The following is an 11,203-nucleotide window of genomic DNA, read 5'->3' on the forward strand; positions in this document are numbered from 1 at the left end:
GAGGATAAACACATGTCACTAGGTAAAGTGCAAGTTAACAATTTGAATTTAGGGCAAGGTGACATCCAAGGTGTTGAGCGACACTTCTTGTTTGTTGGCCGTGCAGGTTCGGTTGATGAAGAAAGCCAATTATTTAGCATTGGCGCTAAAACCGACTTAGAAAAAACCTTTGCAGATAGCCCACTGCGCGATCAGCTTATTGCTGCGCAATTAAACGCAGGCCAAAACTGGACCGCAGCGGTTTACCCAATGGCCGAACTGGAAACCATTGTTGATGCCATTGACCGCGCCAACGAAGTACAAAGCTTTGAAATGGTAGTGGTATGTGCTGAGCAAACAGCAAGCGCAGAACTCACAGATATTCATGATCACCTAACATCATTGCAAGCCACATTAGGCCGTTTTGTATCGGCATTGGTTGCCGTGCCTGGTATTGATGCAGCTACGCAAACATGGCCAACCTATGAAGCCGCAACCATTGCATTGCAAGCCGATATTGCCGCGCACTTAGTGGTGCCCGTACCGCAATTACACGGCAATAACGTAGGCGTATTAGCAGGGCGATTATGTGACCGCAGCGTAAGCATTGCCGACAGCCCCATGCGCGTAGCAACGGGCAGTGTGTTAGGCCTAGGCGCGGCACCGGTTGACAGAGAAAACGAGCCGCTGTCTCTTGCCACACTAGAAACCCTAGCAAATAAACGCATGAGCGTACCGCAGTGGTATAGCGATTTTGAGGGTGTTTATTGGAGCGATGCCCAAACGCTCGACGCTGCAGGCGGTGACTACCAATACCTTGAGCATTTACGCCCAGTGCATAAAGCCAGCCGAGAAGTGCGGGTATTAGCTATTCGCCGTGTTGCAAACCGTGCGCTTAATTCAACGCCTAACAGCATTGAACTAAACAAGTCGTACTTTATGAAGCCACTGCGCGCCATGAGCAAAAGCACCACCATTTTAGGCACGCAGTTTCCGGGTGATATTAAGCCGCCAGTAGAGGGCGATGTAACGATTGTATGGACCACAAACAAAGCGGTGGTTATTTACTTGGTTGTTCGCCCTTACAACTCGCCAAAAGAAATTACCGTAAACATCATGCTTGATTTAAGCAGCAACTAGGAGCACTAACCATGCGTTTATCTGGAATGAATTTTAACGTGAACTTGGGTGACATTATGGTCCAAGTTGACACGGCATCACTGGCTATTACCGACAATAGCGCCGTGAGCCAAACAAGTGGCGTGCCTGATGGTTTTGTTGATGGCGATGTAGCGGCCAGCGGTGAGCTATCGGTTAACGCCAGTAACTTTGCGCTTATATCAGATGCGGCAAAAAGTGCAGGCGCTTGGCGCGCAATGGAACCGTTCGACATTATGTTTTATGCAAAAACCAGCAAAGACGAGCTAAAAGTAGAAGCGTTTGGTTGCCGCATTAAGCTAAGCGACATTTTAGACATAGACAAAAAAGGTGGCCAAGCCAGCCTGTTTAAAATTCCGTTTGATGTAACCGACCCCGACTTTGTAAAAATCAACGGTGTGCCGTACTTACGCGCCGAAGAAATTGAAAACATAGTGCAATAAAAGGCAGTTAGTAAATGGATGATCTAGACCACCTAGTAATTGCACAGGAACGCGCTGAAAAACGATTTACCGATCAGCGCTTAAAAGGACTTAACAACAGCTGCGTGATCAGTGCAACGGATTGCATTGATTGCGGCGACCCAATACCCAAAGCGCGGCAAAAAGCCATAAAAGGTGTACAGCGCTGTGTACCGTGCCAATCGTTAAGCGAGTAGCAAAATGAACAAATTAAAAATCAGGTTGATAGGCGAATTAATAGAACGTGAGGGCGGTTATGTAAATGACCCAACCGATCGTGGTGGTGAAACCATGTACGGTGTTACCAAGGCAGTTGCCCGTGATTTTGGCTTTACGTGTGCTATGCATGACTTGCCCTATCAAACTGCATTTTTAATTTACGAGCAACAGTACTGGGCACCGTTAAAGCTTAGCGATGTTAGTAAATTGAGCGAAACACTCACCGTGCAGTTGTTTGATTTTGCGGTTAACTCAGGCGTGTTAAGTGCAGGCAAGGCACTACAAAAAGCGCTAAATGTGCTTAACAAATGCCAAAGCCTTTACCCTGATTTAATCGTTGATGGCATAACCGGTAGCCGAACCATTAAAGCGTTAAATAGCTATGCTGCAGCGCGAGAAAATGACGGCTTAAATGTATTGATTGGTGCAGTAAGCGGCCAGCGAATTAGCTTGTTTATTGATATTGCGGCCAACGACGAAAGCCAAGAAAAATACACCTACGGGTGGTTACACCGCGTAGTTAATTTATAAGGAGCTAGATAATGGAATGGAAAAAAATTGCAAACACAGTAGGCGGTATTGCTGGCGCAGTAGCTCCTTTATTAACTGGCCCTGTTGGTTTAGCGGTAAGTATTGGTAGCCAAATAGCTGGCGCATTAGGCACAGAAAACACACCAGAAGCCGTGGCCGCTGAACTAAAAAACAACCCTGATGCAGCGCTTAAGTTGCAACAGTGGGCACACGAAGAACGTGAGCAAATACGCCAGGCTAATATTGAGCTGCAAAAAATTGCACTTGAAGAATACAAAGCGGATTTAAACGACCGCCAAAACGCACGAACTAACAATAAAGATCATTGGATGCCCTCAACGCTCACCATCTTACTGTTTGTTTTGTTCTCGGCGGTATTAGGTGCTTTGTTTTACGGCCCCGACATTGAGCGAAACCGTGACCTAATAGTGTATTTGGTTGGCAACTTGTTCGTGCTGCTAGCTAACGCCGCTGCATTTTGGTTAAGCGCGACAAAAAGCTCGAACGATAAAGACAAATTAATGAACCTAATGCAAAAAACGGCAGGGCAAGGAGTAGCTAAGTAATGGCAGAAAATAAAGCTGATGGCTGGCATGTAAAAAAAGAAGTGAATATAGCGCATGTGCTAACAACCTTAATTGTAATTGTTAGCGGGTTTTGGTTTTTTGCTGATTTAGATAAACGCATCGACACCAATGCACAAGAGTTAAAGCACGTAAAACTAATGCGAGCCGAGTCTCAAAAAATGTTTGAGAAACGACTAGATAGCATGGATGCAAAGTTAGACAAGCTGTTAGAAAAAATGTAACGAATTAAACACTTAAAATATTAACCAAATCTAAGGAATAACCATGAAACAAGCAATCGAACTAACTATCGCGGGCACTGATTTTACTTTCAACATGACAGTGCAAGATCACAGCGACTTTGTAGACTCGGTAGCGCGTGGCGGCTCTATGACCGCAGCGTCACACAATATGGTAATGCGCACCATTGCAGACGAGCAAAAGCCAGCGCTTAAAAAAGTACTTGAAGCGTCGCCAGGTTCTGAGCTGCAAATTGCATCAACGCTAAAAGCTGAGTTTTCGCCAGTGTTGGAAATTGCCGTAAAAAAATAGAAGGGCTGATTGATTCAATCGACTCGAATCAGCTTGAACAACTATTTATTTTACGTCGTCATTTATTGCCACACGAAAATGACGACGAGCAAAGCTTAGCCCGCGCTGGTTGGTTATATAAAAACCAGCGCGAAAACTTAGAAAACGTAATAACCAATGCAGTGTGCAAAGCCTTTGGGGGCAAGTAAATGAGTTTACCGCAACCGCTAATGTTTACCGTTGGCATGATTGACCAAATAACAAAGCCTATTGCCAAAGTAAGCAATAGCTTAAATGGGTTAACCAACGACTATCAACGCGGCACCATGAAAATGGCGTCAGGCGTTGCGGGTATTGCGGCCAGTGGTTATGCACTACAAAACGCACTCATGCCAGCCATAGAAATGGATCGCGCATTGGGCGAGGTTAAATCATTAGGTGTTCGCGAATCGGCATTAAAACAACTAACCGATACTTCATACGAATTTGCCCTTAAATACGGTAAATCATCTACCGAATTTGTTAAATCAAGCTACGACATACAAAGCGCGATAGCCGGATTAAACGACAACGACCTATCAGCGTTTACACTATCGAGCAACGTATTAGCCGCAGCCACCAAAGCCGACGCCGGCACTATTACCAATTACATGGGTACCATGTATGGCATTTTTAAAAACCAAGCTAATGCCATGGGTAAAAGTGAGTGGGTAGAGCAGCTAACAGGCATGACGGCTACCGCCGTACAAGCGTTTAAAACAACAGGCGCTGAAATGTCATCGGCGTTCACATCAATTGGTGCTGAAGCAACAAGCGCCGGCATTGGTATGAACGAGCAAATGGCCATACTCGGTACATTGCAATCAACTATGTCTGGCAGTGAAGCCGGTACAAAATATAAATCGTTTTTAGCCGGTGTAGGTAAAGCGCAAGACGCGCTTAATTTAAGTTTTACTGACAGCCAAGGCGCTATGCTGCCAATGGTTGACATACTAAACCAAATTAAAGGCAAATACGGCGAAACCATAGACGTAGCCGAGGGCGACGAACTTAAAAAAGCATTTGGCTCAAGTGAGGCCGTAGGCACTATAAAATTACTAATGAACGACATTGACGGTCTAGGAAAATCAATAAATGACCTAGGCGACGTTACCGGCATGCAGCAAGCTGAAAAAATGGCTATGGATATGACGGACCAAAGTGAGCGACTAAGCCAAAGCTGGTTTGTTATTCGTGCAGCGTTTGGTTCAGCAATACTCCCAGCCTTTAATGACTTTGTTGGCTTGATTGCAGATATGGGATCAGGCGTCTTAAGTTTTACTGAAGAGTTCCCAACATTAACAAAATGGCTTGGTTATGCCGCAGTTGGTGTGCTGGCATTAGTGGCCGCAGGCGGTTTAATTTCTGTTGTAATGGGAGCTGCAACTATGGCCATGACTGCGTGGAATACGGCAACAATGATTGGCAGAGGGATAACTGCTGCGTGGACTGCATCAATCGCATTTTTAAAAGGCGCCATGCTAGCGCTAAATATTGTGATGTATGCAAACCCAATAGGATTAATTGTGGCTGGTATTACTTTAGCCATAGCTGCCGTGGGCGCATTAGTTTATTACTGGGATGACCTAAAAGCCACCATGGGCGAATGGGGTTGGATAAAAGCCATTGGCGGTATTTTTAGCAGCGTTTGGGGTGGCATAAAAAGCATATTTAACGACACCATGGATTGGATAATAGACAAATTAAACCTGATCCCCGGTGTTGATATTGATACCAATATTGCAAGCACTTCTGTTGCAAGTATTAGTGCAATAGAGCCAATCAGAAGTAAAGCCGAAAAAGGCGGTATTACCCAGCAAATTAGCAATGCCAACCAACAAAAATCAACACACATTGCCAGCGTAACGATTAACCCAGCCAAAGGCGATACCAATTACATGAACTTTGTTGAGATGCACTCATGAGTATTTATATCGACCTACATATTAAGCATGGTGATGTGGTGTTAGATGCAGGGCACAACCCCATGTATTTAACCGATCGTGATGTTATTGCTCAAGACATTGTGCATGCCATTTTAGATACCGGCCTTGCAAACTTATTAGTAAGCGACCGAGGAACGGGCGTTACACAGGACACCCAAACCCAAATAAAACTATTGGTAGAAGACGACGTGCGCATTATGCCAGGCACGGTAAAAGTTGAGCAAAACGAGAATCAAAAAGGCCAATGGTGGGTACACGCTAAAACCATCGAATTTGGCGCTATTTCATCATTGATCATAGAGGCGCAATAATGGCTGATTTAACCCCAATAATTGACTTTAAACGCATTGTAGAAAAAGCGGGTATACCCACCACAGAAGAGGGCTGGAAAACGCTATTTAAACAAGACGTAGATGAAAGCGGCAGTATTATTGCTAACGACTCGCCTTATTCACCATTTTGGCGACTTATTAGCGCGATTGTGGCAAAGCCTGCCACATGGGTAGTCAACAAAATATTAATAGAAAAAATACTGCCTAATCTATTTTTGCAAACGGCTACTGATAGCGAATTTATTGAAGCCAAAGCATGGGAGCACGACTTAACGCGTAAAAGTGAAGAGCGAGCACATGGCAAAGTGCGATTTAATCGCGCAGCTATTACAGGACCAGGTTTATTAATTAGCGCCGGTACCGTAATACAAACCGACGCTATAAACGGCACAGTTTACCGTGTGCTAACGGTTGATGATGTAATTTTACCTGAAAACCAAGCAAGTGTATTAGTGCCTGTTGTTGCCGAAAATGCAGGGGCAGCATACAACCTAGGCGCAGGTTATTACCATATTTTACCTGAGTCGGTAACGGGTATTGCCAGTGCAGTTAATGATGAAAACTGGCTTGATGCGCTTGGCGCGGATGCCGAGACAAACCAAGATTTAAAACTACGCACCCGTAACGCATTTACCGCTGCAGCGCCTTGGCACATTGACGCCGTTTATCGCGCTATTTTAACCCAGCGCAGTGGCCTTGATACCGACAATATATTTTTTGAACACGATGCACCGCGTGGCCCTGGTACTGCCAATGCCTATATTTTGTTAGACACAGGTACACCCAGCCAAAGCTTAATTGATGATTTAAACGAATACGTAATGGAAAAAGGCTTCCATGGTCATGGCGACGATTTACAAGTAATTGCTATGCCAGGTGTAAATGTGAGTGTAGGTGTAACTGTTTACCCGCATGGCTATTTATTAGCGACCCAAGTAACCGCATTGCTAACAAACGTTGAAAACTTTATACGCAGTGCGTTTAGAGAAAACACCGATTACACAGTGACTAAAACACAACCCGCTAGCCGCTTTAGCTTTAGCAGATTAAGCCAAGAGTTACATAGAGAGTTTGACGGTATTGATTCATTAAATTGGCACCAAACCGATATAACCAGCCAAAACAATGTGCCGCGCTTAACTGCGCTAACTATAGAAAACGGTAATGCACTATGAACATAAACTGGCAAGCGCTAACTAAAATGCCTTACTGGCTGGCTAGGCCAGCTAGTGAGCTCGATAAGCTACGCCAAGCAGCCGTTATTTATTGGCAGCGTGTAGCAGACATGCTGGCATGGCCTGCTAAGCAGCTTGACCCAATGACCGCCGAACTTGAGTTGGTTAATTTACTCGCATGGGAGCGAGACATTACTCAAATACCTAACGAAACAGAGCTGATGTACAGAACGCGCGTTAAGTACGCTTTGCCATTTGCTAAAGGGGCAGGGAGCAAAAGCGGCTGGCTTGATATGTTTGAAAAGCTCGGTATGCCATGGATAACCATTGATGAGCGAATAAGTACGGTTGATTGGGATGTTGTGAGTTTGCAACTGCTGGATGCCGACTTAGGCGAACGCCAAAATTTAATAAATGCATTATGCCGCCAATATGGGCGAACGACTCGTCGTTATGAATACGTGACTATTGCCAAGCAAACTGTAGCTGCACCCCCTAAAAACTTTGATGGTGATGGTGAATTCACTATAGCCAAATTAAATACCAATTTATTACCAACAAACCGATTTATGACGATGGACAGCCATGCTGAATTTACCGTCGCGAATGTTAAACAGGAGTATTAAACCATGGCACAAGTTATAACGATTGCCGGCGAAAAGTTATTTGCAACCAAGGCACAGGCTAACCAACAATTAGACATAGACACTTTTATTTTTGCTAACGTAGCAGGGCAAGACCCAACCGGCACAATTGATCGCAACGAAGGCATTCCAAACAGCTATATTGTGCATCAACAAAACGTGCAGCAAACAGGCCGTATTAACGACAACGTAGTTGTTTACTCAACGGTTCTCGATAGCGTTACGGGCCCGTTTGAATTTAACTGGGTAGGACTGTATTCGTCAATAAATCAAACATTAGTAGCCATTAGCCATGTACCAACTGTTGCCAAAACAATCACCGCGCCAGGCAGTGCCGGTAACACACTAAACCGTAACTTTGGTATTGAATACTCAGGCATAGCAGATTTGGCGGGTATTAGCGTATCGCCAGAAACATGGCAGTTAGACTTTACTGCACGTTTAAGCGGCATGGATGAGCTAACCCGCCAGCTCGCTAGCGACATGAACGGCAAGGACTGGTTTATTGATGATGGCTTTAAAGTAGTCCCGCGATCAACCGCCAATACATTTAGCGTAACACCGGGCGTAGGTTATGTAAGTGGCCTGCGTGTGGAATTAAAGAATGAGAAAATATTAACTTTGCAAAGCTATCCGCAATTTGTATATGTTGATGCTTACTTCGATGGCAACGCATCAAGCCAATGGGAACCACAAGTGGTGTTTACTGTGTCGAACACCGAAATGGATGATTACATTGATGTAAATGGTATAGAACATTATGTTTTTAAACTTGTTCAAATAATAGATGTAAACACAATTAATGACTTTAGATCGGAATCAAAATTTTCTGAAAAAAGCTGGGTGCAAGATACATTTATAAAAAAGTTAGAGGCAGATAAAAAGTTTGAGGAAGTTAATCGAATTAAGAAAGGTTTTATGTCATGCATTAACGCTAATACTTTAGCATTTTCAAATGGTGCGTATCAGCCTAATGATATTAATCAATCAAACTCAATTAAGTCTACTGATGCAAACACAGGTGTTTTGGTTAAAGCTGAGTATGGTGCTTATTTAGATTTGGTTATGCCTTATGCTGTACTTATTGGAGACTCTATTGCAGAAGGTCATCCAGAACAGCACGGAAGGCTTCACCCTTCAGGGAATGTTGATTATATGGAAAGCTATAAATCGCAAGTGGGGCAGTTAAGCTTTGAGCTATCCAACAAATTCACTATTCCATTTTTAAATCATGGTATTGGTGGTCAAACATCTGTAGATATTAAAAGTAGATGGGAAAGGGATGTATTACATCAAATAAAAGAAGTGGGTGATGGTAGAGGTAATCAAACAATGAACTTTGGTGGCCAGTTGCCGCATTTAGTTTACTTGCATGTTGGTATTAACGATATAAGTATTGGTATTGAAATAGATACTATGAAAAACAATTTCAGATATTTTGCACAAAGTTGTAAAGATAATAATATTATTTTAATGCTAAGCAATATTGGCGCATATGCTCTATACAACGATGCAAAAGAAAAGAAAGCACGTGAATTTAATACGTGGCTCCAAACAGACTTTAAATCAGAATTTGAAGATGTTGAAATTATCGATTATTTACACTGGTCTACAAATGGAACAGGGGATTATAAAAACTTAAAGGATGGAATGTTTGCAGACAATGTTCATCCAAATAAGTCAGGATATATTGATTTTGCCAGTTATATAGCAGATCAAACACATTCACCCATTATTTTATCGTCTCTTTACTTTGACCAAACAATATATGGACCAAATAGGTTTAGTAACATTACAAAGTTCTCTTTTAATAATAAAGACTTTAAAACAAAAGACAGCAATATTATTAAGTTTAATCCTGGAAACTTAGATAACAAAGATAACCCTATTAAAAGAATTACTTTATTAGAATTTGAGGTTATAACGGGTGATGGTATAGAACAACAAAGTGGTTTTTGCCAAGTATATGGTGAGTTTACTAATAAGAAGGTAGAGGTGCCAAATAGTGTGATGAAAGAAAGTACTGAAATAGTAGCGGCAGGTGTTATTTATAGAGGTGAACTAAGTGACAGTTGGAAAAATTTCGGTATAAAAAGTATTGATAAATCAGATCTTTTAAACGGTAATATTAAATTAGAGCTATATAAACCCGCAAATTTGATCAATGTGAGCATGATAGGTGACAGTCCATTATCACATGAATTATCACCTAGATGGAAATCAGGAAGTATAGGTGATGAAGGTTCTATTCATTGGAGTATTAATCTTAAAAACATTAAAGATGGAACTCCAGTTAATGACGCTTTATTACATAACTATCAGATATTTGCTTACATATTTTAGGTGATAAATGCTAAACCTCAACTCGCTATCAATAAATCTTAAATCACTTCGCATTACGGCTAGCCAAGAGCTTGCCAGCGAAGACGCCAGCGGCCAATCATCAAGTACTGATCAGGCTGAAACGGGTATTAAGGCTAAAACGTTAGCTGTGAGTGGTTTTTTACCTTTCACTATGGCTGATAACTTGGCCGATTTGTTTAATTTAGCCGAAGCGACTGAGGGCGGAGCGCGTGTTATTTATCGTATAAGTAATCGCACTGCAAATACGCTAGGGGTTAAACAAGTGCGTTTTAGCAGTAAAATTGAAGCTGTTGAACAAGAAACTACCCGGCAATGGGCTGTGAATTTTACGCTTAGTGAGTGCAGGTCGGTTCCTGAAAAAGTAGAGGAACGCGCTCCCCAAGCGCAAGCTAATCAGCAAGGTGGTGAAAGCGAAGTGCAATACGCTAATTTACAACAGCACCTACAAGATAACTTTGCAAAACTAAGAACCGCATAATGGCCACCGCTAATGCTCGTTTTATTGCTCGCGCTCATATCAATAATGAAAAAGTTGATATGAAAGATCACTGGGTAGTGCTACAGGCATCAACACCAGGTAACTGCCAAATAACCGTTAACCAAAGTGTGGCTAAGTTAGCACCGGTTGCGGTTGATTTAGGTTGGGGCGATATGGTTGACCGAGTATTTAACGGCTATGTTGAACGTGTGCTACCTGCGGTTAATGGCTGGTTTACGCTTTTTTGCCGTGAGTGGTCTGCATCACTTGCTTACAATTTAACGGTGATGCTGCGCCATCCAACTATGCGTCAAGTGCTTGATGAGATAACAGCACAAACAGGCGTTGATTTTGTAATACCCGATAAAGCCTATGCTGATACGGCCATACCGTGTTTTTACTCTGATAGTTCAGGATATGCCATGTTAAACAATATTGGCCGTGCGTTCCGTATTGCCGATTTTGTTTGGTATCAACAGGGTAACGGTAAAGTATTTGTTGGCAGTTATGCTGATTCTTTTTGGTTTGATAAACCAGTAACAATAGCAAAAGAACTCATGACCGATCATCAAGCAGGCAAAACCGCAAAAATGCCAGCAGCCCCAATGATACGCCCAAACGTAACTGCCAATGACGAACGTATAACCGCCGTTGAGTTTCAAGGCACAAACATGCAAATAAGTTGGTAACAATGGAAAAAGCGATATTAAGAATTGTGCGCCGGTTGTTTCCAGAACTAACCGGCCAATTACATTTACCGCGATGGGGTAGAGTAGTCGC

The 11,203-nt window shown here is 42.8% G+C and carries 14 protein-coding genes; all 14 read left to right on the plus strand.

Annotated features, from left to right (window positions below; all coding sequences use genetic code 11):
- On the plus strand, positions 1-1,119 hold a 1,119-nt coding region (locus L641_RS0120725; RefSeq protein WP_253944079.1), incomplete at its 5' end, for a DUF2586 domain-containing protein.
- 11 nt (positions 1,120-1,130) lie between these two features.
- Positions 1,131-1,580, plus strand: coding sequence for a phage protein (locus L641_RS0120730; RefSeq protein ID WP_024601300.1), 450 nt, complete (start codon positions 1,131-1,133; stop codon positions 1,578-1,580).
- A 14-nt stretch (positions 1,581-1,594) separates the two neighbouring features.
- A complete protein-coding gene (locus L641_RS0120735) occupies positions 1,595-1,795 on the plus strand; it encodes a TraR/DksA C4-type zinc finger protein (protein ID WP_024603003.1) in 201 nt (66 codons plus the stop codon).
- Between the two features lie 4 nt (positions 1,796-1,799).
- Positions 1,800-2,348, plus strand: coding sequence for a glycosyl hydrolase 108 family protein (locus L641_RS0120740; RefSeq protein ID WP_024603004.1), 549 nt, complete (start codon positions 1,800-1,802; stop codon positions 2,346-2,348).
- Positions 2,349-2,359: 11 nt separating this feature from the next.
- Entirely contained in the window at positions 2,360-2,914 is a 555-nt protein-coding gene (locus tag L641_RS0120745) for a hypothetical protein (RefSeq protein WP_024602997.1), read from the plus strand.
- Entirely contained in the window at positions 2,914-3,156 is a 243-nt protein-coding gene (locus tag L641_RS0120750) for a hypothetical protein (protein WP_024603005.1), read from the plus strand. The genes L641_RS0120745 and L641_RS0120750 overlap by 1 nt, the downstream gene beginning before the upstream one ends.
- A gap of 43 nt (positions 3,157-3,199) precedes the next feature.
- Positions 3,200-3,466 carry a putative phage tail assembly chaperone gene (locus L641_RS0120755; RefSeq protein WP_024603006.1) on the plus strand — a complete coding sequence of 89 codons (267 nt, stop codon included), beginning with the start codon at positions 3,200-3,202 and terminating at the stop codon, positions 3,464-3,466.
- A gap of 188 nt (positions 3,467-3,654) precedes the next feature.
- Positions 3,655-5,409 (plus strand): phage tail tape measure protein, encoded by a 1,755-nt coding sequence (locus L641_RS0120765; RefSeq protein ID WP_024603007.1) that lies wholly within the window; start codon positions 3,655-3,657, stop codon positions 5,407-5,409.
- On the plus strand, positions 5,406-5,741 hold the full coding sequence (locus tag L641_RS0120770; protein WP_024603008.1) for a DUF2590 family protein: 336 nt from the start codon (positions 5,406-5,408) through the stop codon (positions 5,739-5,741). Before L641_RS0120765 ends, L641_RS0120770 begins: the two co-directional genes overlap by 4 nt.
- Positions 5,741-6,937, plus strand: a complete 1,197-nt coding sequence (locus L641_RS0120775) for a baseplate J/gp47 family protein (protein ID WP_024603009.1) — start codon at positions 5,741-5,743, stop codon at positions 6,935-6,937. The genes L641_RS0120770 and L641_RS0120775 overlap by 1 nt, the downstream gene beginning before the upstream one ends.
- Positions 6,934-7,563, plus strand: a complete 630-nt coding sequence (locus tag L641_RS0120780; protein ID WP_029750329.1) for a hypothetical protein — start codon at positions 6,934-6,936, stop codon at positions 7,561-7,563. The genes L641_RS0120775 and L641_RS0120780 overlap by 4 nt, the downstream gene beginning before the upstream one ends.
- Positions 7,564-7,566: 3 nt before the next feature.
- Positions 7,567-9,924, plus strand: coding sequence for a phage tail protein (locus L641_RS23340; RefSeq protein ID WP_084298554.1), 2,358 nt, complete (start codon positions 7,567-7,569; stop codon positions 9,922-9,924).
- A 7-nt stretch (positions 9,925-9,931) separates the two neighbouring features.
- Entirely contained in the window at positions 9,932-10,423 is a 492-nt protein-coding gene (locus tag L641_RS0120795) for a hypothetical protein (protein WP_024601356.1), read from the plus strand.
- Positions 10,423-11,112 carry a hypothetical protein gene (locus L641_RS0120800; RefSeq protein ID WP_024601355.1) on the plus strand — a complete coding sequence of 230 codons (690 nt, stop codon included), beginning with the start codon at positions 10,423-10,425 and terminating at the stop codon, positions 11,110-11,112. Before L641_RS0120795 ends, L641_RS0120800 begins: the two co-directional genes overlap by 1 nt.
- The last annotated feature ends 91 nt before the right edge of the window (positions 11,113-11,203 follow it).

This window comes from Pseudoalteromonas sp. TB41 (assembly GCF_000497975.1).
GTDB classification, from domain to species: domain Bacteria; phylum Pseudomonadota; class Gammaproteobacteria; order Enterobacterales; family Alteromonadaceae; genus Pseudoalteromonas; species Pseudoalteromonas tetraodonis.

Excerpts from the sequence above, each read along its gene's own strand:
- L641_RS0120730 (WP_024601300.1), top strand. The coding sequence starts at position 1,131 with ATGCGTTTATCTGGAATGAATTTTAACGTGAACTTGGGTGACATTATG.
- L641_RS0120735 (WP_024603003.1), top strand. The coding sequence starts at position 1,595 with ATGGATGATCTAGACCACCTAGTAATTGCACAGGAACGCGCTGAAAAA.
- L641_RS0120740 (WP_024603004.1), top strand. The coding sequence starts at position 1,800 with ATGAACAAATTAAAAATCAGGTTGATAGGCGAATTAATAGAACGTGAG.
- L641_RS0120745 (WP_024602997.1), top strand. The coding sequence starts at position 2,360 with ATGGAATGGAAAAAAATTGCAAACACAGTAGGCGGTATTGCTGGCGCA.
- L641_RS0120750 (WP_024603005.1), top strand. The coding sequence starts at position 2,914 with ATGGCAGAAAATAAAGCTGATGGCTGGCATGTAAAAAAAGAAGTGAAT.
- L641_RS0120755 (WP_024603006.1), top strand. The coding sequence starts at position 3,200 with ATGAAACAAGCAATCGAACTAACTATCGCGGGCACTGATTTTACTTTC.
- L641_RS0120765 (WP_024603007.1), top strand. The coding sequence starts at position 3,655 with ATGAGTTTACCGCAACCGCTAATGTTTACCGTTGGCATGATTGACCAA.
- L641_RS0120770 (WP_024603008.1), top strand. The coding sequence starts at position 5,406 with ATGAGTATTTATATCGACCTACATATTAAGCATGGTGATGTGGTGTTA.
- L641_RS0120775 (WP_024603009.1), top strand. The coding sequence starts at position 5,741 with ATGGCTGATTTAACCCCAATAATTGACTTTAAACGCATTGTAGAAAAA.
- L641_RS0120780 (WP_029750329.1), top strand. The coding sequence starts at position 6,934 with ATGAACATAAACTGGCAAGCGCTAACTAAAATGCCTTACTGGCTGGCT.
- L641_RS23340 (WP_084298554.1), top strand. The coding sequence starts at position 7,567 with ATGGCACAAGTTATAACGATTGCCGGCGAAAAGTTATTTGCAACCAAG.
- L641_RS0120795 (WP_024601356.1), top strand. The coding sequence starts at position 9,932 with ATGCTAAACCTCAACTCGCTATCAATAAATCTTAAATCACTTCGCATT.
- L641_RS0120800 (WP_024601355.1), top strand. The coding sequence starts at position 10,423 with ATGGCCACCGCTAATGCTCGTTTTATTGCTCGCGCTCATATCAATAAT.